This window comes from Robbsia sp. KACC 23696 (assembly GCF_039852015.1).
Lineage (GTDB): Bacteria > Pseudomonadota > Gammaproteobacteria > Burkholderiales > Burkholderiaceae > Robbsia.
The window spans coordinates 1,328,815-1,348,288 of record NZ_CP156626.1; the positions used below are offsets into that span (position 1 = coordinate 1,328,815).

Annotated in this window: 17 protein-coding genes, 1 tRNA gene and 1 pseudogene; 7 read left to right on the forward strand and 12 right to left on the reverse strand. The window is 62.5% G+C overall.

What is annotated here, in order from left to right:
• Positions 1-32 precede the first annotated feature (32 nt).
• The 4 genes from ABEG21_RS05485 to ABEG21_RS05500 all read left to right on the forward strand — a co-directional run bounded on the left by ABEG21_RS05485 (position 33) and on the right by ABEG21_RS05500 (position 5,332).
• A complete protein-coding gene (locus ABEG21_RS05485; RefSeq protein WP_347556231.1) occupies positions 33-914 on the forward strand; it encodes a Kdo hydroxylase family protein in 882 nt (293 codons plus the stop codon).
• An 82-nt stretch (positions 915-996) separates the two neighbouring features.
• Positions 997-2,574 carry a 3-deoxy-D-manno-octulosonic acid transferase gene (locus ABEG21_RS05490; protein ID WP_347556643.1) on the forward strand — a complete coding sequence of 526 codons (1,578 nt, stop codon included), beginning with the start codon at positions 997-999 and terminating at the stop codon, positions 2,572-2,574.
• Positions 2,575-2,897: 323 nt separating this feature from the next.
• Complete coding sequence (locus tag ABEG21_RS05495; RefSeq protein WP_347556232.1) at positions 2,898-4,064, forward strand: glycosyltransferase family 9 protein; 1,167 nt, start codon at positions 2,898-2,900, stop codon at positions 4,062-4,064.
• Between the two features lie 401 nt (positions 4,065-4,465).
• Positions 4,466-5,332, forward strand: coding sequence for an O-antigen ligase family protein (locus ABEG21_RS05500; RefSeq protein WP_347556644.1), 867 nt, complete (start codon positions 4,466-4,468; stop codon positions 5,330-5,332).
• On the opposite strand, the pseudogene ABEG21_RS05505 reads toward ABEG21_RS05500, so the two are convergent.
• From ABEG21_RS05505 to ABEG21_RS05540, 8 genes and pseudogenes are all read right to left on the reverse strand, one after another.
• Positions 5,277-6,434, reverse strand: a pseudogene (locus ABEG21_RS05505) (iron-containing alcohol dehydrogenase); the annotation flags it as partial. The gene ABEG21_RS05500 and the pseudogene ABEG21_RS05505 sit on opposite strands and share 56 nt — an antisense overlap.
• 10 nt (positions 6,435-6,444) lie before the next feature.
• A complete protein-coding gene (locus tag ABEG21_RS05510; RefSeq protein ID WP_347556233.1) occupies positions 6,445-6,957 on the reverse strand; it encodes a flavin reductase family protein in 513 nt (170 codons plus the stop codon).
• A 209-nt stretch (positions 6,958-7,166) separates the two neighbouring features.
• Positions 7,167-8,144 (reverse strand): LysR family transcriptional regulator, encoded by a 978-nt coding sequence (locus tag ABEG21_RS05515; RefSeq protein WP_347556234.1) that lies wholly within the window; start codon positions 8,142-8,144, stop codon positions 7,167-7,169.
• 176 nt (positions 8,145-8,320) lie between these two features.
• Positions 8,321-8,394 (reverse strand) — tRNA-Gly (locus ABEG21_RS05520).
• 102 nt (positions 8,395-8,496) lie between these two features.
• A complete protein-coding gene (locus ABEG21_RS05525; RefSeq protein WP_347556235.1) occupies positions 8,497-8,823 on the reverse strand; it encodes a putative quinol monooxygenase in 327 nt (108 codons plus the stop codon).
• Positions 8,824-8,875: 52 nt separating this feature from the next.
• Positions 8,876-9,442 (reverse strand): YaeQ family protein, encoded by a 567-nt coding sequence (locus ABEG21_RS05530; protein ID WP_347556236.1) that lies wholly within the window; start codon positions 9,440-9,442, stop codon positions 8,876-8,878.
• Between the two features lie 86 nt (positions 9,443-9,528).
• Positions 9,529-9,852: a rhodanese-like domain-containing protein gene (locus ABEG21_RS05535; RefSeq protein ID WP_347556237.1), complete on the reverse strand. Its 324-nt coding sequence runs from the start codon at positions 9,850-9,852 to the stop codon at positions 9,529-9,531.
• A 109-nt stretch (positions 9,853-9,961) separates the two neighbouring features.
• The gene (locus tag ABEG21_RS05540) at positions 9,962-10,615 is read right to left on the reverse strand and encodes a protein-L-isoaspartate O-methyltransferase (protein ID WP_347556238.1); all 654 of its coding nucleotides are present in this window, start codon (positions 10,613-10,615) and stop codon (positions 9,962-9,964) included.
• A gap of 185 nt (positions 10,616-10,800) precedes the next feature.
• Here ABEG21_RS05540 and ABEG21_RS05545 point away from each other — a divergent pair, with 185 nt between their 5' ends.
• The gene (locus ABEG21_RS05545) at positions 10,801-11,715 is read left to right on the forward strand and encodes an undecaprenyl-diphosphate phosphatase (protein WP_347556239.1); all 915 of its coding nucleotides are present in this window, start codon (positions 10,801-10,803) and stop codon (positions 11,713-11,715) included.
• Positions 11,716-11,749: 34 nt separating this feature from the next.
• Here ABEG21_RS05545 and trmB read toward each other — a convergent pair whose 3' ends face one another.
• Complete coding sequence (gene trmB, locus ABEG21_RS05550) at positions 11,750-12,523, reverse strand: tRNA (guanosine(46)-N7)-methyltransferase TrmB (protein ID WP_347556240.1); 774 nt, start codon at positions 12,521-12,523, stop codon at positions 11,750-11,752.
• Positions 12,524-12,760: 237 nt separating this feature from the next.
• On the opposite strand from trmB, the gene ABEG21_RS05555 reads away from it, so the two are divergent.
• Positions 12,761-13,447 (forward strand): DUF1439 domain-containing protein, encoded by a 687-nt coding sequence (locus tag ABEG21_RS05555; RefSeq protein WP_347556241.1) that lies wholly within the window; start codon positions 12,761-12,763, stop codon positions 13,445-13,447.
• 12 nt (positions 13,448-13,459) lie between these two features.
• On the opposite strand, the gene ABEG21_RS05560 is transcribed toward ABEG21_RS05555, so the two are convergent.
• Together ABEG21_RS05560 and ABEG21_RS05565 are read right to left on the reverse strand one after the other, a co-directional pair.
• Positions 13,460-14,200: a hypothetical protein gene (locus ABEG21_RS05560; protein ID WP_347556242.1), complete on the reverse strand. Its 741-nt coding sequence runs from the start codon at positions 14,198-14,200 to the stop codon at positions 13,460-13,462.
• Positions 14,201-14,636: 436 nt separating this feature from the next.
• On the reverse strand, positions 14,637-16,508 hold the full coding sequence (locus ABEG21_RS05565) for an SH3 domain-containing protein (RefSeq protein ID WP_347556243.1): 1,872 nt from the start codon (positions 16,506-16,508) through the stop codon (positions 14,637-14,639).
• A 141-nt stretch (positions 16,509-16,649) separates the two neighbouring features.
• Here ABEG21_RS05565 and ABEG21_RS05570 point away from each other — a divergent pair, with 141 nt between their 5' ends.
• Positions 16,650-16,937, forward strand: coding sequence for a hypothetical protein (locus tag ABEG21_RS05570; protein WP_347556645.1), 288 nt, complete (start codon positions 16,650-16,652; stop codon positions 16,935-16,937).
• A 142-nt stretch (positions 16,938-17,079) separates the two neighbouring features.
• Here the strand turns inward: ABEG21_RS05570 and ABEG21_RS05575 are convergent, their stop codons facing one another.
• Positions 17,080-18,723, reverse strand: coding sequence for a UbiD family decarboxylase (locus ABEG21_RS05575; protein WP_347556244.1), 1,644 nt, complete (start codon positions 18,721-18,723; stop codon positions 17,080-17,082).
• Between the last annotated feature and the right edge of the window lie 751 nt (positions 18,724-19,474).

Here is a 19,474-nt window from a genome sequence, read left to right on the forward strand (position 1 = left end):
GCTATGGTTTCCCCGACTTTCCAGGCAGCAGCATGAGTGCTTCGCAAATATTGACTCTCGAAGGCGATTGGCAAGCCAATGGCCTGTCCGCACCGCGGACCGATGTGGTGGCCGCATTGGAACGTGGCCGCGTGCTGTATTTCCCCCATCTCGCTTTCACACTGGATGCGGACGAGCGATCGCTGCTCGATCCCGCCATCGCCGATCCCAAACGCAAGAACATCAGCCTCTCGCCGGATGGCTCACGTCTGGTCGGCGTGCTCGGCGACGACAGCCGTCAGGCGCGCGTGCGCGGCTTGATCGCGCGCTATCAAACCTTGGCGCGCGGCTTGATCGGCGGTTTGCTGCCGGAGTACGACGGCAAGCTGCGCGCGGCTCCCACCAGCTTGCGTTTGCATCGTGTGGAAACGCGTAAAACCTCATGGCGTGCCGACGATAGTCGCCTGCATGTGGATGCCTTTCCGTCGCGCCCGAACCATGGGGAACGAATCCTGCGCGTGTTTGCTAATGTAAACCCTGTGGGTGAGCCGCGGGTGTGGCGAGTAGGGGAAGCGTTCGACGATGTCGCTAAAACGTTCGTTCCAAAGATCCCCGCGCAGAAGCCGGGCAGTGCGTGGTTGCTCGAGACGTTGCGGATTACTAAATCACGCCGTACGCCGTACGACCATTTGATGCTGGGTTTGCATGATGCGATGAAGGCCGATCTCCAGTATCAGCAGCATTGCGCGCAGGAGGAAATGCGTTTTCCGCCGGGCTGTGTATGGGTGTGTTTCTCGGATCAAACTTCGCACGCCGTGATGTCCGGCCAGTTCATGATGGAACAAACGTTCTTTTTGCCGGCTGCGTCGATGGTCGAACCGGCGTGTGCCCCTTTGGGTGTCCTTGAACGTCTGACAGGCAAGGTCCTTGTATGACGGTCGCCGCGCGAGAGCGGCCGATTCGAACCACCCGCTTTCCGCCGAGGAGGAATGTCCGATGCCATCCCCATCCGTCCATTTGCTGAGAGCGCTGTATCGCACCCTGTGGTGGCTTGCCGCGCCGGTGGCGGTGTGCCGCCTGATCTGGCGCGCCCGACGCGAGCCGGGCTATATCCGCCATATCGGCGAACGCTTCGGTTTCGTCACGCGTCGGAAAGACGCGAAGCCGCTGATCTGGGTGCATGCGGTATCGGTCGGCGAGACGCGTGCAAGTCAGCCGCTGGTCGATGCGCTGCGTCAGGCGCATCCCGATGCGGAGCTGCTGGTCACGTGCATGACGCCGGCAGGCCGTGCCACGAATGTGTCCTTGTTCGGCGATCGGGTGACGCGATGCTATCTCCCCTACGATATGCGCGGTGCCGTGCGTCGCTTCCTGAAGCGCAAGCGTCCGACACTGGGCGTGGTCATGGAAACCGAAGTATGGCCGACGCTGATCGACGAATGCGCGCAGGCCGGCGTGCCGCTAGTCATGGTGAACGGGCGGATGTCGGAGAAGTCCTTCCGTCGGGCGCAACGTTTTGGTGAAGCGGCGCGTAGCGTGTTCGCCGGTCTGAGCGCGGTCTTGGCGCAGACGGAAGCCGACGCGCATCGCCTGGAGGAATTGGGCGCGCGGCGTACCGCCGTATTGGGCAATCTCAAATTCGATGTGCCGTGCGATACCTCGTTGATCGATGCGGGCGCGCGCTGGCGTCTGGCCATCGGCGATCGCCCGGTGTGGGTGGCGGCGAGTACGCGCGAAGGCGAGGAAGCGCTGGTGCTGGATGCCTTCGCGCGGCAACGCGAGGCGGCGAAGGCATGGCGGCATGCGAGCGCAGTCGTCGACGAGGCATCGGCATCGGCGTCTGCTCACGCGACCCAGGCGGTGCCAACGACGCATCACGCCGAGGTGATCGATGCGGACCACGCGGTAGTGAGTGCAGCCACGGTGGCGCCGACATCGATCGCGGAAGCGGCCGTGGTCGAACGGGACGAAGCGGGAGCGGTTGCCGCATCGACGCGCGTTACGGAAGCGGCGCCGCGTGCCTTCACGCCGATGGGGGCAGGCACCGCGGACGATCGTGCGGGACCGGATGGGACGCGTGCCTTGCTGATTCTCGTGCCGCGCCATCCGCAGCGTTTCAATGAAGTGCACGCTCTGGCGTCGGCGCGGTACAAGACGGTGCGTCGCTCCGAGTGGGCGGAAGGGGCACCCTCGCGCGCACCGCGCGACGTGCTTCCGGAGGATGTCGATGTATTGATCGGCGATTCGATGGGGGAGTTGCCCGCGTACTATGGCGCGTCGGACTTGGCCTTTATCGGTGGCAGTCTGGTGCCGACCGGCGGCCAGAACCTGATCGAAGCGGCTGCCGCCGGCACGCCGGTATTGGTGGGGCCGCATACGTATAACTTCACGCAGGCCAGTGCCAATGCGATTGGTGTGGGTGCCGCGATGCGTGTGGCGACGCCGGATGCATTGGGTGATGCTGTCGCGTCGCTGCTGCGCGATCACAGTCGCCGCCAGGCAATGGGCTTGGCCGCGCGTCAATTCGCGGAAAAGGATCGCGGCGCCACCGCGCGGACCGTCGCGTTTTTAGCGGAATTCCTGAAGACGGCGTGACTACGGTCGTCGCGCCGCGACGATCCTCTCCCTTCGCTTACCTCATCAGGACGTGCTACTTCTTGGCACGTGCCCATCCTCGCCTGCCTGCGCAACCCGTCGCCCGTATCGATTGAGAGAAATCTCAAATTTGCTTCATAGCCGTCGTAAAAAGCGAATTCCCGAAGATATCGGGAGAGTTGGTTTTCCGATTATTGTAAGGTGACGCAAGGAAGCGCATTCGACCGCTTGAATCCAGGGTAGGAGATATTCGCCTCGCTGTAAGGCCCCCTGACGGCGCAACCGCTCGCAGGGATATCGCCGAACCTTTGAGAAGTGCATTCATGAGTCGTTTGACGGGGCGTATTCGCATTTTACGTAGCGTGTTTCCAGGCGTTTTCTGTAAAGCAAGACGTCGGCGTCCCACGGACATCGCGCGTATTTTGATCGTGCATCGATTGCGACTGGGTGACGCGCTCTTGTTGGCGCCCTTGCTAAAAAAGCTGCGCTTGACCTATCCGGATGCGCATATCGCGCTCACGTGTTCCCCGTCGCTGCTTTCGCTGTTCGCGGGGCAGCCGTACGGCATTACCGTCTTGCCATACGAACCGCGTGACGGCGATACCGTCGCCGACATTATCGCAAGTGGTCCTTACGACCTGGCCTTCGTGCTGGGCGATAACCGGTATGCCTGGCTTGCCCTCGCTGCCGGGAGTCGGTGGATCGTGGCGCAGGATGCCGACATGCCTGCCTGGAAGCGTCGGCCCATCGATGAGCTGCGACCCTATCCGCCCACACCGGGCGCATGGGGTGACATCGTCGCCCGCTTGGTGGAGGGGCCGCCGCCGCCGCGTTACGCCAAGCACGAATGGCCGGTTCCTCTTTTTGCCCCTTTCGATTTGCCGGGTTCCCCCTATGTCGTACTGCATCCTGGCGCGAGCAGTGACGTCAAGCATTGGGTAACGTCGCGATGGCGGTCGCTGGCTTATTCGCTGGAAGCGCAGGGCATGCGCGTGGTCTGGAGTGGACTCGATAGCGAAGTGTCGCTCGTGCGGGAGATCGATCCCGAGGGACATTTTTCGAGTTACGCCGGCCAGTTAAATCTCGGGCAACAGTGGCAGCTTCTCGCCCATGCGCGCGCGCTGGTATGCCCTGATACCGGCATGGCCCATCTAGGGCGGATGGTCGAGGTGCCGACGTTGGCACTCTTCGGGCCCGGGAGCGTGCTGGTGCATGGTGCCGGTGAATTCTGGGCCGATGTTCCCTATGCCACCCAGACGCTTGAACCGTTGCCTTGTCGGAACCAGCAGAAGATATTCAGCAGTCCGGTGCGCTGGGCCCGTCGCTGCGATCGCGCGCTGGATGAATGCATCAATCGCGCGCCGACCGGCGCATTGTGTATGAGCGGTATTGCGTTGGACGTTGTTCAGCTCGGCCTTGGCACTTTATTGGATTCAGTCGCATGCAGCAGTCAGTCGCAACCGGCGTCTTGTTATTCAGCGCATGTGTGATGGCATGGGGCGTGATGTTCGGGCATGTGACGGCTCTGGTGTACATGGATATCGGATTGATGGCATGTGCGCTGGGGCTGATCGGGATCGAAGCGCGTAATCGTGTGCGTGCGATCCGCTTCCCGCCGTGTTATCTCCTCTGCGCCTTTGGTGCATGGGCCGGATGGGCGGCAGTCTCGCTTTTATGGTCGACCGATCCTCGTCTCAGCGCAGCCGGATGGTTCGATGAAATCGGCTACCCCTTTCTGATTTTCATTGGGTTTTATCATCTGGCGTCGGGGCGGGGCGGCGTGCAAGCCGGCGCTTGCCAGGCGCCTGCCGCAGGTCCGCCCGAGATCGCCACGGGCGCGGCGCGCTGGGTCGAATTCAGTTGGTTGGGTGCTTCGCTGCTGCTGGCGGCGATGAGCCTTATCGGTTTTCATTCGCTGCCGAGCGAGCAGCCAAAACTAGGCTGGCTGCATTACTACGGCGGAGTCGGCCAGGCGAGTACGATCCCGCTCTTTGTGTTGCCGATCGCTATTCTATGGAGCGCCCGGCGCGAAACGCGCGTGCTGGGCGTACTCGGTCTGATCTGCGCGTTGGCGATAGGCTTTGCCACGCTGAATCGCTTTTTTTATGTGAGCGCGGCATGCGTGCTGGTGGTGGGTTATTGGCCCGTACTGAGGCGGCATTGGGCTCGGGCGATGGGCGCGGCTGCCGTATTAGGTGCGTGTGCCGTGTTGATGATCGTCTATTCCAGTAGAGAGCGGGCGCCCCCTGTGGCGATTACCGCCGAGCATGGGATGTCGATCGCCCCGACACTGCAAACCATCGTCTCGCAAGACACGCGACCGTTGATATGGCGTTTCTATCTGGACAAAGTAAAAGATCGGCCGTTGCTGGGCATCGGATTCGGCAAACGCTTGCCGAAGCGCACCTACAGCGCGCAAGCGCCGCAATGGCTGACCACGGCGGAGCCGCAAGCCACCACGCATGCGCACAACCTGTTCCTCAACACAGTGCTGCAGGTCGGCATCATCGGTCTCGTACTGCAATGTGCGTTGTTCTCGATGATGTTTCGCGCCACGCTTAGCGCGGGCGGCAATGTCTGGATCATGTGTGCGGGCCTGGCCTTGCTCGTCGGCCTGATCACCAAGAATCAGACGGACGATCTGATGTGGCAGTCGACGATGCTGGCCTTCTGGGCGAACTTTGGCTGGCTGTTAGGTCGAGCGCGGCCTGATAGATCGCAAGCGCCGACGGCTCCGTCATCTCGCGCGGGTTGTTGATCAGCAGGCGCTGCTGCTTCATCGCGTCCGCGGCGAGCATCGGTAGATGGCCTGTTTCCACGCCGACTTCACGCAGCGTGCGGGGAATGCCGGTGGCAATGACCAATGTCTCCATGGCCTGTATGAAAGCGTCGGTCTTTGCCGCCGCGCTAGCGTTGGCCGCCACCGGGCGCCCGATGACGTCGGCCAGCTCCGCGTACAGCGGCGCGGCGGCTTCGGCGTTGAAGCGTAGGACCGGCATCAGCACCAAGGCATTCGATAAGCCGTGTGGGACGTGGAAGTGCCCGCCTAGCGGATAGGCCAGTGCGTGCACCGCGGCGACAGGGGCATTCGAAAACGCCTGTCCTGCGAGGGTTGCGCCCAACAGCATTGCTTCGCGTGCCGCGCGATCCCGACCGTCGCGGCAGGCGGTCAGCAGGTTTGCATGCAGCAGCCGCAGCGCTTCCTTGGCGAGCATGTCCGAGAGGGGATTCTTCAGGCGCGTCGAGGTGTAAGCCTCGATCGCGTGGACCATTGCATCGATGCCGGTCGCGGCGGTTGCCGCTGCCGGAAGGCCCAGGGTGAGTTCGGCGTCGAGCAGGGCGAGATCGGCGTAGAGCAGCGGCGATACCACGCCGCTTTTCGTGGTCTGGCCGGTTGTCACGATCGAAATCGCCGTGACCTCGGAGCCGGTGCCGGCGGTGGTCGGCATCAGCACGAGTGGCAGGCGTGGACCGTGGACGTTGCCGACGCCGTACATCTCGTGCAAAGGCTGCGCCGAGGCGCAGAGCACGGCGATCAATTTCGCGACGTCCATCGAGGAGCCGCCGCCCAGGCCGACGACGATCTGCGCCGCGCTGGCTTTTGCCCGCTCGGCGGCATCGCGGACGACGTGATCGGGCGGGTCGGCGATCACGTCGTCGATGACGGTCGTCTGCCAACCATGCGCGGCAAGACTGTCGAGCGCCGACGCGATCAAGCCGCTTTCCCGAAGAAAGCGATCCGTGACCAGGACCAGGCGCGTCAGATCAGAATGGTGTTCACGCAGCAGGGCGCCCAAGCGACGCGCGGCACCGTACTCGACGATCAGCGAGGGAACGGTGGTAAAACGGAATGCGTTCATGAGCGGTGCCTCAGGGCAGGGGGGCGTCAGGAAGATCTTCCATATTACGGAAAGCGCGGTTGTAGTAGAGCAGCGGTTCCGCGTCCTCCAGCTCGACGGACTCGAGCGCACCGATCAGCACCGTATGGTCACCGGCTTCGTACACATCGTGCGCGGTGCAGACGAGCGCCGCCTTCGATCCTGGCAGCACGGGGGGATGCGGTGCGTCGTCCGTGCCAAAGCGGAAGGCGTGCGGGCCGCCGAATTTGTCCGCGCCTTTCTTTGCGAAATGCATGGCGATGTCGTGCTGGCCCTTCGACAGAATGTTGATCGTGTAGCGTTGCGCTTTGACGAAGGCGGGATGCGAATCGGCCGTGTTGGCGATGCAGACAAGCACGAGCGGCGGCTCCATCGAAACCGACGAAAACGCGCTGGCAGTGAAGCCCCAATGGCGGCCGTCTTCATCGGTCGTCGAGACGATGGTGACGCCGCTGGGAAAGGCGCTCAACGCATCGCGAAAAGCTTGTTTGTCTTTTAATGTCATGAAACGTCTCCGGATTTCGGCTCGGCTCTGGTCGGCTTGATTAAGGCACATCATGCCCACCGTCCATACATCGAGTGTAGAAGCGAGCACGCACCGGGACAATTTCGATGTCGCAATCGATTGATCGAAAAAACAAATAAATGCCGATTTGATAGGCTAGGCGTATCAGTGATAACAGGTATGCACCATGGTGTGTGGGCCTTATGCACTTATGCCGGCGTAACGTCGTCGATCATCGCGGCGCCGAAATTGGTTTGGAGATGTTCCAAGAAACAGAGGGCAGCCGCGCTTAGAACGGCGTCGCGCGAACGCAGGATGCCGAAGCGACGCTGCAGACGGATGTCGGTCACCCGGAGCGTCGCACGTGTGTCGCGCGCGTAGCGTTGCGCCATCGAGCGCGGCAAAAAGGTGGCCCCCAGCCCGGCATCGACCATGCCGAGCAAGGTACTCAGATTGCTGGCTTGATGCATGGGGCGCAATGACAAACCATGCGCCGTGAGGGCGGCACTCAAGGTATCGCGCAGCAGCGAGTAGCGCTCTAGAAGCATCAGCGGCATCTGGGCGAGTTGTTGCAGTGTGATATTGCCGGCATGGGCAAACGGGTGGGTGCTCGGCGCCACGACGAGCATGTCTTCTTCGGTCAGCGGTTGGAAGCTGAGCTTACTCGACTCATTGTCGAACGCGACCACGGCGAAATCCGCTTCGTTGGCTTCGATCTTCGCGACGACCTCTTCGTATTGGACATCGCGCAGCTGTATCTGCACGTCGGGATAACGCTGACAGAAGGAATGGATCAGTGCCGGCAGCATGACGGCGGAGATCATCGGCGTGGCGGCGATCGTGACGCGCAGGCGCGCGGCATCGGCATCGTTCTGGAATTCCTGCAGCAGCCCGCGAAGGTCGCGCAAGGCGATTTCGGCGCGGGCGCCTAGCCGCTTGCCGGCAGGCGTCGGTTCGACATGCCGCGTGGTGCGTATCAAAAGGCGTACGCGAAGGGCGGATTCAAGGCGTTGCACGCGGCTCGTCACCGACGGTTGAGAGATGTGCAGGCGCTTCGCAGCGGCACTGAAGCTGCCCAACTCGACAACGACGAGAAAGGTTTCCAGCTCGACGAGATCGAAGCGCATCGTCACCGACGATGCAGCGTCCAGGCCCTCGCTCCGCCTGTCGAGATTGCCGTGCGCCATGGGACGCGTCTCCGTTGGTTTTATTCGAAACGCCTATGAGTCTATCTTAGATAGGGAATCGTTTCGCCTCGGGGGTCTACGGATAATCGTTTTCAGGACGGGCCAGAAAAACAAAAGCCCGGAAGGCTCGCCACATAGGATTTCCTATCTGACAGGCCTTCCGGGCCTTTTGAATCTGGAGCGGGCGATGGGAATCGAACCCACGGCTCTAGCTTGGGAAGCTAGGGTATTACCATTATACGACGCCCGCGAAGCTCAACATCATAAACGGACTGACCGGCGCAGGCAAGCTGGAAATGGATCTCCGAGCGTTGCACATCGTTAAAGCGCCGGCGCCACTGCCGATGTCTTATCAAGCGCGCGGCTTCGACAGATAGAACCGCACCGTCGGTGTACCGTCGAGTAGCGGCGGCGCGTTCTTCGCATATTCGAGGTAATGCGCCTGCGTCTTGTGCACTTCGAACGCCGCACGATCACGATAGACCTCGTGGAACGTCACGCGCGTCTCATCGTCCTCGGACACCAGCACGTCGAACGCCAGGCAGCCTTCCTCATTGTTGAAAGAGCCATCGGCATCGCCGGCAGCGACTTTCAAGAACGCGTCGAGTTGACCGGCTTTTACGGTGAATTCGGCGATAACGACAAAGACGTTGGCGGCGGAGGACGTTGGGGAAGTCATACAAGCTCCTGATCGGTTGAAGTCGGCGCTACAGCGCACCATTCGCAACAGTCTAGCGCGTTTGACCGTTGCGAGCCGCCTTCAACACGGTCCACTCCACCAGCACCGATGTGTCGCTATCCATGCTGCTGACCCACAATTGGTCATCCTGGCGGTTCAACGAGAGGCGCATGCTGCGCGCCGCCAATTCGATCAAGGCACCCGGCACGTCGTCGTTGAGTTTCCAGACTTCCAACTTGTCGAGCCGGGATACCTTGTTCTCGTTCTGCTGCCACCAGACATCGGCAGCGCGCCCACCATGCGCCACGACCAGTGCCAGATCCGCACGTGCCGCCGCGCGCGTCATGCGACGCTCGTCGGGCTGTCCGATATCGACCCACTTCTCGATGTGCCCGGTCAAATCCTTTTGCCACAGATCCGGCTCGTCCGCATCGCTCAGGCCTTTTGTGAAGGTCAGCGATTCAGAGGCCAGCAGGCCGAATACGATCAGCCGCACCATCATGCGTTCGTCGTTTTCGGAAGGATGCTTCGCAATCGTCAGTGCATGATCGCCGTAATACGGGCGATCCATGTCGGCGATCACCAGTTCCGCTTTATGGATGGTGGCTTTCAATGCCATGGCGGGGGGAGAGACCGGGTGGGCCGTAAAAAGTCATAGAGGCCGCATGATACTCCACTCATCGCCGCAATCCGGCAATAGCGCGATCAGTACGTCGGCAGGCTCGGATCGACGATCCGGGCATAGGCGTCCATGCCGCCCTGCAGATTGTAGAGATGCGTGAAACCGCGCGATCCCAGGAACATCGCCACTTGTGCGCTGCGCCCGCCGTGGTGGCAAACGCAGACGATTTCCGCTTCCGGATCGAGCTCATCGATACGCGCCGGAATCTGGTTCATCGGGATCGCCGTGACGTTCGGCAACGATACCGTCTGAATTTCCCACGGTTCCCGAACATCGAGCAGGATCGGAGCCGGGCGGGAATGATCGGCCAGACGTTCGGCCAGTGCGGCCGGGGCGAGTTGTTCCATCGAATTCATCCGTAGAGGCCGACGTTGCCGTCAGCCGCGTGCATTGCGTTTTTCTCCCGCACGCACGGATCCGATTCGATCCCCGCGCACGGTGGGCGTGACTGGCAGGTCAGAACTTGAAGCGCGGCGGTTGCAGCGCGTGTTCCAACGGCGCGACGTAGGTCTCGAAAATCTCGACAATGCGGAATTCGGTCTCGCTCAGGCGCGTGACGATCTGTGCCTTCATGACCGGTGCGTCACCGACGAAAGCCGATAGCCGGCCGCCGACCTTCAGTTGCTCCAGAAGGGCCTGCGGCAGGATCGGCAAACCGCCCGATACGACGATGACGTCGTAGGGCGCCGCCGCTTCCCAGCCGCGCGCGGCATCGCCCACCGCCACGTCGACGTTCGCCACGGCGTTGGCGATCAGATTGTGCTGTGCAAAGGCCGCGATGTCCTCATGCACCTCGACGCTCAGTACGCGCTGCGCGCGCGCCGCCAGCAAGGCCGCCATATAGCCGGAGCCTGTCCCGATTTCCAGTACCTGTTCGTGCTTGCGCACTGCCAGCTCCTGCAGGATACGCGCTTCTATCTTCGGTGACAGCATGTGCTGCCCGTGCGGCAGTGGCACATCCAGATCGGCGAAGGCCTGATTGCGGTAGGCCTCGGGTACGAAATTCTCTCGCTTGATCACCGACAGCAGGTCGAGTACGTCCAGATTCAACACTTCCCACGGCCGAATTTGCTGCTCGATCATGTTGAAACGCGCTTGTTCGTAGTTCATCTCTCGCCCACCTCGTGTGCCTAACCCAATTTCGTGCCCCGATTGTAGCAAAACACGCTTGTTGCGACGCAACGTCGCGGGCCTAAGTGTCGGATAATGCGAAGTCTGACAATATCCTTACACTTTTTGTCGATGCAGCTTTTCAAATTTTGCGTCTGACGTGTGTTTTTATCGGGGGAGCGACTGTGGATGTGATTTTGGTGTTGAAGGCGATCGTGATGGGAATCGTCGAAGGCTTGACCGAATTCCTGCCGATTTCGAGTACCGGCCATCTGATCCTGGTGGGCAGTCTGCTCAACTTCGACGATGCGCGCGCGAAACTGTTCGATGTCGTGATTCAGTTCGGCGCGATCTTGGCGGTCTGCTGGGAATTTCGCCGCAAGATCGGCGCGACGGTCAGCGGTCTTACCCGGGCCGACGACGTGCACGCGCGCCGTTTCGCGCTGAATGTCGTGATCGCCTGTCTGCCTGCGGTGGTGTTCGGCCTGCTTTTGGGTGGCATTATCAAGGAACACCTGTTCTCGCCGGTCCCGGTGGCGTTGGCGGCGATCGTCGGCGGCTTAGTGATTCTGTGGGTGGAGCGACGTGAACGAAGCCGCGGCCGCGTCGCCCTGGCGGCGGGAGGCGACGCACGCACGCCGGCGCCCGAGGGGCACGCCCACGAGGCGGCGCATCACGCAATGGCGCGCGTGCATTCGCTGGAAGCGCTGCGCTGGACCGATGCGCTGAAAGTGGGATTTGCGCAATGTCTGGCCTTGATCCCCGGCACGTCGCGCTCAGGGGCGACGATCATCGGCGGCATGCTGTTCGGCCTCGAACGCAAGGTTGCCACCGAATTCTCGTTTTTTCTCGCGATTCCGATCATTTTCGGCGCATCGGCGCACGATCTGTACAAGGCCCGTCACACGCTGCAGGCGGACGATCTCGGACTGCTGCTGATCGGTTTGATCGCGGCGCTGATATCGGCCTTGATCTGTGTGCGCTGGTTGCTGCGATTCATCGCGAATCACGATTTCACCGTGTTCGCCTATTATCGGATCGTCTTCGGTCTCGTGATCCTGATCGCCGCGTACGGCTTCGGCGAGTGGCAGACCGCTTGACGCCTGCGGACGCCGCGTCCGGCAGGCGAAACGCTCAGATGCGCGTGAACACCAGATCCCATACACCGTGTCCCAGGTTCAAGCCGCGCTGCTCGAACTTGGTCGTCGGGCGATAGTCGGGGCGGGGCGCATAGTCGGTGGCGGTATTGCGCAGGTCCGCGTTGCCGCTCAGCACTTCCAGCATCTGCTCCGCATACGGTTCCCAATCGGTCGCCAGATGGATATAGCCGCCGGGGCGCATCTTGCGGACGAGCAAGGCGACAAACGGCGGTTGGACCAGGCGCCGCTTGTTGTGCCGCGCCTTGTGCCAGGGATCTGGGAAGTAGATATGCACGCCGTCGAGCGTGCCGTCTTCGATTTGCTGTTCGAGCACTTCCACCGCATCGTGCTGGAGAATCCGCACATTCGGCAACGCGCGTTCGCCGATCAGCTTCAGCAGGGCGCCGACGCCGGGTTCGTGCACTTCGACGCCGATAAAGTCATCGTCCGGGCGGCGGGCAGCGATCTCCGCCGTCGTCGCGCCCATGCCGAAGCCGATCTCGAAAATGCGCGGTGCGGTTCGGCCGAACACCGTCGGCCAGTCGATCGGCGCGGGCGTGTGCGAGAGCACGAAGCGTTCACCGAGTTCCTCGATGGCGCGGCGCTGACCGGTGGATACCCGGCCTGCACGCGTGACGAAGCTGCGGATACGGCGGCGGTGGGCGACGCCATCCGGCGCATTGGTCTCGCTGGCATCGTCAGGCAAGGACGGCTGGGCGATGTCGTCTTTGCGATCGTCGTCGGTGGGGGTGTGCGGAGTGGAGGTCATACTTCAGCAGCCAGGCGTTGGCACGTCCTTTACAGACGTAAGCCATAGAAAACCCAAGACTTTACCCGGTATCCGAGGCGACGGGAAGCGTGCCGAGATGGCCGGCTCGCGGTAAGATCGCCCGAAGTGCCGCCGTGGCTGGTTTTATCCGCGCGCGGCAAGGTGCCGGCCGCGGATCGCGGCTTTCAAGCGGTCCGCCGTGGGTCCGCGATGGTGCCGCATCGGAGAAAGTGTGGCGTGAGACGTTCGAATCGTAATGAGCAGGGCGGGGCGGTGCCGTTGGAATCGGGTGCCGGACAGGAAACGGGCCATGTCGGGGCGACGCCGCGTGCGACCGGTCTGCGCGGCGATGCCGATCTGACGCGACGACGCGTCCTGCAGATCGGCGTTTTCGGTGCACTGTCGAGCGTGCTGCCGCTAGGCGCCTGCGCGACGTTTCCGTTTATCCCCACGCATTACACCTTTACACTGCCGCAGATTCAGCAAGCCGTCGCGCGACGCTTCCCGATACGACGCCAGGTCTCCGGGCTGCTCAATTTGCTCGTCGATCAGCCGATGGTGGGTACACGCCCGGAGCAGAACCGGATGGCCGTCGCCGCCCATGCGCATATCGAGAGTCCGCTGTTACAGGCGCCGGCCGATGGCCGCTTCTCGGTGACGGCGGGCGCCAGCTACGATGCGCAACGCCTCGCCGTGGTCTTGCGGCAACCAGCGATCGAAAGTCTCGACTTCCCGGATCTGAATCCGGCCTATCAGGGAGAGGTGCGAGCGGCCTTGGATTTGGCGGTTGCGCAATTGCTGGAAGGCTATCCGCTCCATACCTTCAAGCCGGAGGAGCTGTCCTTCGCGGGCGTCCGCTATGCGCCGGCGGATATCACCGTCGAGCGGACCGGCGTGCGCGTGAAGATCGTGGAACAGACCTGATCCGTCAGCCGATCAACGGCGCGGTGTCGCCCGTTCCAATGCATCGGGAAGCGTGCGTCCGATCGTGTTTTGGAAGCGATCGATCAGTGCCGATACGTTGGCGATTTCGTCGGCGATCCCCGCAAGCTGCAAGCCCTGCTGGACGCGATCCCGTACTGCCTGCGTGATCGGATCGATCAAGCGCGACGGCGACAGCGTCGCCGGCAGCGCCGCGACCGAATCGACGGCGCGGGCGAGCCATACCGGTTGGGCCGACGCAGCCGGTTCGCGCATCGTATGGACGGCGGCGGCGACTTTTCCGGAGGCCGGTGCGGCGGGTTGCGCGTCCAAGCGTTGAATTACGGCATTGCGCGGTACGCCGATCAACTTCGCGACGGTGCCGGCAAGCAGCAAGGTCGTCGCATCGTCGGAGACCGTTTCGACGAGCACCAGATCGTTGCCGCCACCGGCCGCCGCGGCAAGCGTCATATGGTCCTGCCACGCATGAAAGCCGATAAGAAGACCGATCGCGGCGATGCCGAGTGCGCCTGCAGCCAACCGCACGCCGTGCCGCATCATGCCGTGCGCATCCAATAGATCCATGTCGGCGATCTTTTCACGGCGGGTATAACTGGCTTTGTCGTAGGCAGGATCGATTTCCGGATCGATCTGTCGCTGCGCGTCGGTGACGCGCTGGATTTGCGGAGCGGCCTTCGCGGGTTCGTCGGAATCGTACCGGGTGCGCAGCGAAGGTGGGGACTGTAGGAGCGTCATGCGGAGACGTTTTCAGCGCGGCACGCTTGGATCGACGCAGACCGTCGATATTGCAAGCGTGTCCAACGGATCGTTGAACGAGGTCCCATCGGACGTCCGGGAATGCCGGAAGCTGGACGTGATGACAGGAGGCCTGTCGGTCGCGAGACACGCTCAACGCACCGCTCGAATAGTGCGATATCAGATCTATCGCCGCCCGGCACGGCCGGTGGCTAGACCTTTGAGCAGTCATACAACTGTCTGCCACATCGCAAGATCAGTGTAGCGGCGAAGTGTGAAAAATCGAAGAAATTTTCCGTGAAAACAGCCACTTGCCGTGGCAGTGCGATGTGAAAATACGACAGGAAATTTTACACCCTCCGGCGCATCCGGCGGGACGGCCCCCACAATACCCCCCGGCAAGGCGGCATTCGCCTGGTCATTTATTGCTATTGCATCAATGACCGTCGGCCGGCGTGTCAGGGGTGACGGTGTGAATGCCGTCGAACGTGCCGTCGGCACTCGGGGCCGCGCCGCCCGCGATCGGACGCCCGGCAGATGGATCGACGGCGCGGGAATCCGCCAACGGTAGCGGCGCGAGACCCTGCGCATTGAAGCCGAGACGGAAGATCTTGCCTCCCGCCTGGCCTTGCAACGCCGGATCTTCGGGGAACGTCGACAGGAGCGGCATGATCGCCGATTGTCCGACGATGGCCCGACGGCTGCGATCGCCCGGTGCCAAGCCCCACATGTCTTCATAGACCAATGCCACCTGCCGACCGTCGACCATGCCATTTCCCAGGTACAGCATCACGTGCCCGGCGATATGGATGATCGTGAAAAAAGGCCGGCCGTGCGTCATCAGGAAGGCCAGGCGTGCCGACTCGTCCTGGTCGGAAAGATCGACCATGGCCGGCCCTTCTACCTGGAAAGACGAGTGGCGGGGCAGCACGAGGCCGAACGGCAGCATCAAGTCGTGCAGGTCCAGTGAGCAATCGTTATAGAAGCCGGTGCCGCCCCAGCCATAGGGGCGTCCCTGCAACGCTTTCATCAGGGCGGCCATGTTTTGCGGGGTAGGAGCCAATGGCATCGGCTGCCATTGCGCGGCCGGTGCGACGGCGGTGACGATGACGGCGCGACGCATCGGGTCGAGGGCCGGTGCCAGCACGGTGCCCGGCGTCGGTCCGGCCGGTAGAACGGTGCCGATCGGCGCATCGAAACGATAAATGTCCGCGGTGTCGAGCAGCGTCACATCCCGTCCGGTGACCGCGACCAGTTGCGCATAGGCGGCGCCACGCCAGCGACCGACGAAAGGCGCATCGACGCTCCCGACTGTCTCGCTGCGGACCCAGCCGCTCAAGCCGGGGGAGAGGACATAGTCCCAGGCACGATCCCGCGTCTGCCCGACGACGTACAGCGGCGTGCCCGGCGCAATGGTCGATTCCTGCAGATTGTCGAAGGGATAGCCTTCGCCAGGCAGACGCGGGTCATAGAAAAACGGATCGTCGGTGGGCAGCAAGCGGATCGATGCCTGGACGACCGAGATCGCGCGCCGCGATGCCTGGTAGCCCGCGTTTGTCGCCTCGTTACCGTCCATGCCGTGAAGCAAGCCGGGAAGCGCGATATTGGCGCGGATCGCGGACAGCCAGGCTTCGGGATACGGACGCAGATTTTGGCCAAACCCCTGGCGCGGGCCATTCGTCGAGAACATTCGCAACTTCGCTTCGATTCGCGCGGCCAGGGCTATGCGACCCGCCGGACCCAGGGTCTCCGCGACGTAGTCTGGATCCCACGGCGAAGAGGTCGTCCGTGCCGCGTCTCGGGAGGCGAGGGCACGCGGTTCCTTGATGTGCGCGCCCGAGTCGGCGCGACCGAAATAGCCGGCAAGCAGCGCTTGCAGCGCCTGTTGCTGCACATCGGCCGGTAGTAACGGTGTCCGATAGTCCGGCCGAGTCGGATCGATCCAGCGGTCGACGTTTTGGTCGTAGCGGTCCAGCGGGAAGATCGATGCGGTCTTTGACAGCACCGTTTCCGGAGGAAGCGCGTCCGACGATACGCCGGCCGGCGCGATATAAGCGCTCGTGTGCGCGGCCGGCGAAGACGACGCCGTCGGACCGGTGGAACACGCAGCCAGCAAGGTGGCACCCAATAGACAGGCGCCTCGCGCAATACGGAATATAACGGCGTGTTCCTCGCCGGCGATGCGCGGCGGCTTCCCGGCGATGCCGGTATCATGCGACCTCGCATCGGATCGAGCGTGGCAAACAGGGTCGAAAGCGCAGGGGACGCGTGCAGGCGCAGGCGCCTCGGCATCACGGACGGCTGTCATCCTTTTTGCAATTTGCAACATTTCCTTGCGCTTCCTTTCGCCGCTTTTCGCTACAGTACATATGGGTTCAGTGTGTTGCGCGTTCCAGTGCGAAAAAGCCTGGGACTGTTCGAACCACTGGACATCGGGAGAACTATCGTGATGAAGCATTCCATCGTATCAGCCGCCGCGGTCCTGCTTGGCGGCGCAGCACTCTTCGCCGCCGCCCCGGCGCAAGCTCACGTGTCGGTCGGGATCGGTATCGGCGTGCCGGGTTACTACGCGCCGCCCCCTGTTTACTATGCACCGCCGCCGCCCGCCTATTACGCCCCGCCGCCGGTGTATTACGGTCCGCCGCCGCCGCGTTACTACGGATACGGCCCGCGTTATTATGGCGGTCCGCGGTATTGGCATCACGGTTACGGCTACGGTCCGGGATGGCACCGCTAAGCACAGCCAGTCCGCGCTCTCGACTCTGAGAGTGCGGGCGCGGTCCGCCGCCTAATCGGCGTGGGGCGCCGCCGCCTGCCGGGTCAGGAAACGTCGTTTCAATAAGGGTCGACCGCCTGGTGGGTCGACCCTTTCGCTTTTGTTAAAAGCCCAGGTTTTTGCACAAACCATCGACACGCGCTTTGACGGCCTCGTCCATGACGATTGGCAGCCCCCATTCGCGCTGCGTCTCGCCAGGCCATTTGTTTGTGGCATCGATGCCCATCTTCGATCCCAATCCGGCGACGGGCGACGCGAAATCCAGATAATCGATCGGCGTGTTGTCGACGAGCAACGTGTCGCGTGACGGATCGACGCGCGTCGTAATCGCCCAGATGACTTCCTTCCAGTCGCGGATCCGCACGTCTTCGTCGACGACGACGATGAACTTCGTATACATGAACTGACGCAAGAAGCTCCAGACGCCGAACATCACCCGCTTGGCATGGCCGGGATAGCTCTTCTTCATCTGCACGATGGCCATTCGATAGCTGCAACCCTCGGGCGGCAGGTAGAAGTCCGTGATTTCGGGAAACTGCTTCTGCAGCAGCGGCACGAAAATTTCGTTGAAGGCGACGCCAAGGACGGCGGGCTCGTCAGGGGGTTTTCCGGTATGCGTCGAGTGATAGATCGGATCGCGTCGCGTCGTGATGCGCTCGACGGTGAAGACCGGGAACCATTCCTGTTCGTTGTAATAGCCGGTGTGGTCGCCGAATGGTCCTTCCAGCGCATGCTCGTAGCCGGCGGTCGGGCCCTGCGAGGGCCGGGGCGGCGCGCCGGGCGTATCGGCTGGCAGCGGCGCGGTGTCACTGGGATAGATAAAGCCTTCCAGTACGATTTCGGCGCGCGCCGGCACCTGCAGTCCTTCGAGACCCGGCGTCAGGCACCGGGCCAACTCGGTGCGCGCGCCGCGCAGCAGGCCGGCGAACTGGTATTCGGACAGCGTATCCGGCACCGGCGTCACCGCGCCGAGAATGGTGGCCGGATCGGCGCCTAATGCCACGGCGACAGGATAGGGCTTGCCTGGATTCGCGGCCGCGAACTCCCGAAAATCCAGGGCGCCGCCCCGATGGGCGAGCCAGCGCATGATCAGTTTGTTGCGACCGATCTTCTGCTGCCGATAGATGCCCAGATTCTGCCGCGGCTTGTTCGGACCGCGCGTAATGGTCAGGCCCCAGCTGAGCAGCGGGGCGGCATCGCCGGGCCAGCAGTGTTGAATCGGCAGCGCATCCAGATCGACATCGTTGCCTTCGATCACGATTTCCTGGCAGGGCGGGCTGCTGACGACCTTCGGCGCCATATCCCAGACGGCCTTCGCCAGCGAGGCCAGACGGCCGATATCCTTCAACGCGCGCGGCGGTTCCGGTTCTTTTAGCGCGGAGAGCAGGCGCCCGACGTCGCGTAGCGCTTCCAGCGTGGCCGTGTCGCTGCCGATATTGACCCCGGCGGACAGGGCGCCCACCCCGCCGTGCGCGGGATCGGCCTGCGCCGGCGCGTCGATGCCCATGCCCAGCGCTACCCGGCGTGTCGTGCCGAACAGGTTGCCGAGCACCGGCATCATGGTCCGACCCGGGGCCGGCGTGCCGCCGTGCACCTGCTCGAACAAGAGGGCGGGGCCACCGGCGTGCAGGGCGCGCTCGCACACCTGGGTGATCTCGAGGTGCGTCGACACGCCCGCCTGCACGCGCCGCAACTCTCCGAGGCGCTCGAGCTGCCCCATGAAATCGCGCAGATCCTGGTATTTCATATCGCTCCGCGAACGGCCTCCGAAGCTCGGAGGCAAAAAACGCTCATTTTACCTGTGTAACGTTCAATGACACGTGCCGGGGCCACAGTCGGAGGCGGCAAGCGATCCAGGTCCGACCGGCAAGGGAAATGCCGGGTTTTCACCCAGATCGAATATGTTTCAAACGTAAGCTATATTACTAAAAGTCATCATATTGACACTTCTTAGTGTTGACCGTGCGGGATCGCCTGTTAGAATCCGCTGTCAACCACACCGGCGTCACTGACGCCGAGGCCATATCCGGGGACCCTGCTGCACTGAGTCATCGTGCTAGCGGGCCATGATAGCGGTCCTTCGCCCCCCGCCACCCCAATGCTGTGCGGGCGAACACACCGGCGCCGGACGCAATTTCCGCAACTGTTTTAAAGTGGTATGCGGTCTTATCGTTCTACATAGGCGCCGGATTCCGATCCGCAGCTTTCTTCGATCGTGCGGTCAGACGCCAGGCCTTCGCAATGTATTGCACGGGCTTGGGAAGGAAGCGGCAGGCAGCCGTACCGTCCTTGGACGTTGCTGCCTGATCAGGAAGGTTGTCCGGCGGTGCCACCCGGGTTTGCTCCGGCGCGTATCGCTGATGCGCACGATGCACCTCGGACATCTTCCAAGCCGTGATTCGGCATGCGTGACAGGTCTTTCCACGGGGAAGGACGGGCTTTTTGTTGCCTGAATGTTCGTATGTGCGGGTTACGGCGCCTTGAGAGGGAGACTCGAT

Excerpts from the sequence above, each read along its gene's own strand:
- ABEG21_RS05540 (WP_347556238.1), bottom strand. The coding sequence starts at position 10,615 with ATGAACTACGAACAAGCGCGTTTCAACATGATCGAGCAGCAAATTCGG.
- ABEG21_RS05495 (WP_347556232.1), top strand. The coding sequence starts at position 2,898 with ATGAGTCGTTTGACGGGGCGTATTCGCATTTTACGTAGCGTGTTTCCA.
- ABEG21_RS05535 (WP_347556237.1), bottom strand. The coding sequence starts at position 9,852 with ATGGAACAACTCGCCCCGGCCGCACTGGCCGAACGTCTGGCCGATCAT.
- ABEG21_RS05500 (WP_347556644.1), top strand. The coding sequence starts at position 4,466 with ATGAGCCTTATCGGTTTTCATTCGCTGCCGAGCGAGCAGCCAAAACTA.
- trmB (WP_347556240.1), bottom strand. The coding sequence starts at position 12,523 with ATGACCTCCACTCCGCACACCCCCACCGACGACGATCGCAAAGACGAC.
- ABEG21_RS05565 (WP_347556243.1), bottom strand. The coding sequence starts at position 16,508 with ATGACAGCCGTCCGTGATGCCGAGGCGCCTGCGCCTGCACGCGTCCCC.
- ABEG21_RS05560 (WP_347556242.1), bottom strand. The coding sequence starts at position 14,200 with ATGACGCTCCTACAGTCCCCACCTTCGCTGCGCACCCGGTACGATTCC.
- ABEG21_RS05570 (WP_347556645.1), top strand. The coding sequence starts at position 16,650 with ATGAAGCATTCCATCGTATCAGCCGCCGCGGTCCTGCTTGGCGGCGCA.
- ABEG21_RS05575 (WP_347556244.1), bottom strand. The coding sequence starts at position 18,723 with ATGAAATACCAGGATCTGCGCGATTTCATGGGGCAGCTCGAGCGCCTC.
- ABEG21_RS05485 (WP_347556231.1), top strand. The coding sequence starts at position 33 with ATGAGTGCTTCGCAAATATTGACTCTCGAAGGCGATTGGCAAGCCAAT.
- ABEG21_RS05530 (WP_347556236.1), bottom strand. The coding sequence starts at position 9,442 with ATGGCATTGAAAGCCACCATCCATAAAGCGGAACTGGTGATCGCCGAC.
- ABEG21_RS05515 (WP_347556234.1), bottom strand. The coding sequence starts at position 8,144 with ATGGCGCACGGCAATCTCGACAGGCGGAGCGAGGGCCTGGACGCTGCA.
- ABEG21_RS05510 (WP_347556233.1), bottom strand. The coding sequence starts at position 6,957 with ATGACATTAAAAGACAAACAAGCTTTTCGCGATGCGTTGAGCGCCTTT.
- ABEG21_RS05525 (WP_347556235.1), bottom strand. The coding sequence starts at position 8,823 with ATGACTTCCCCAACGTCCTCCGCCGCCAACGTCTTTGTCGTTATCGCC.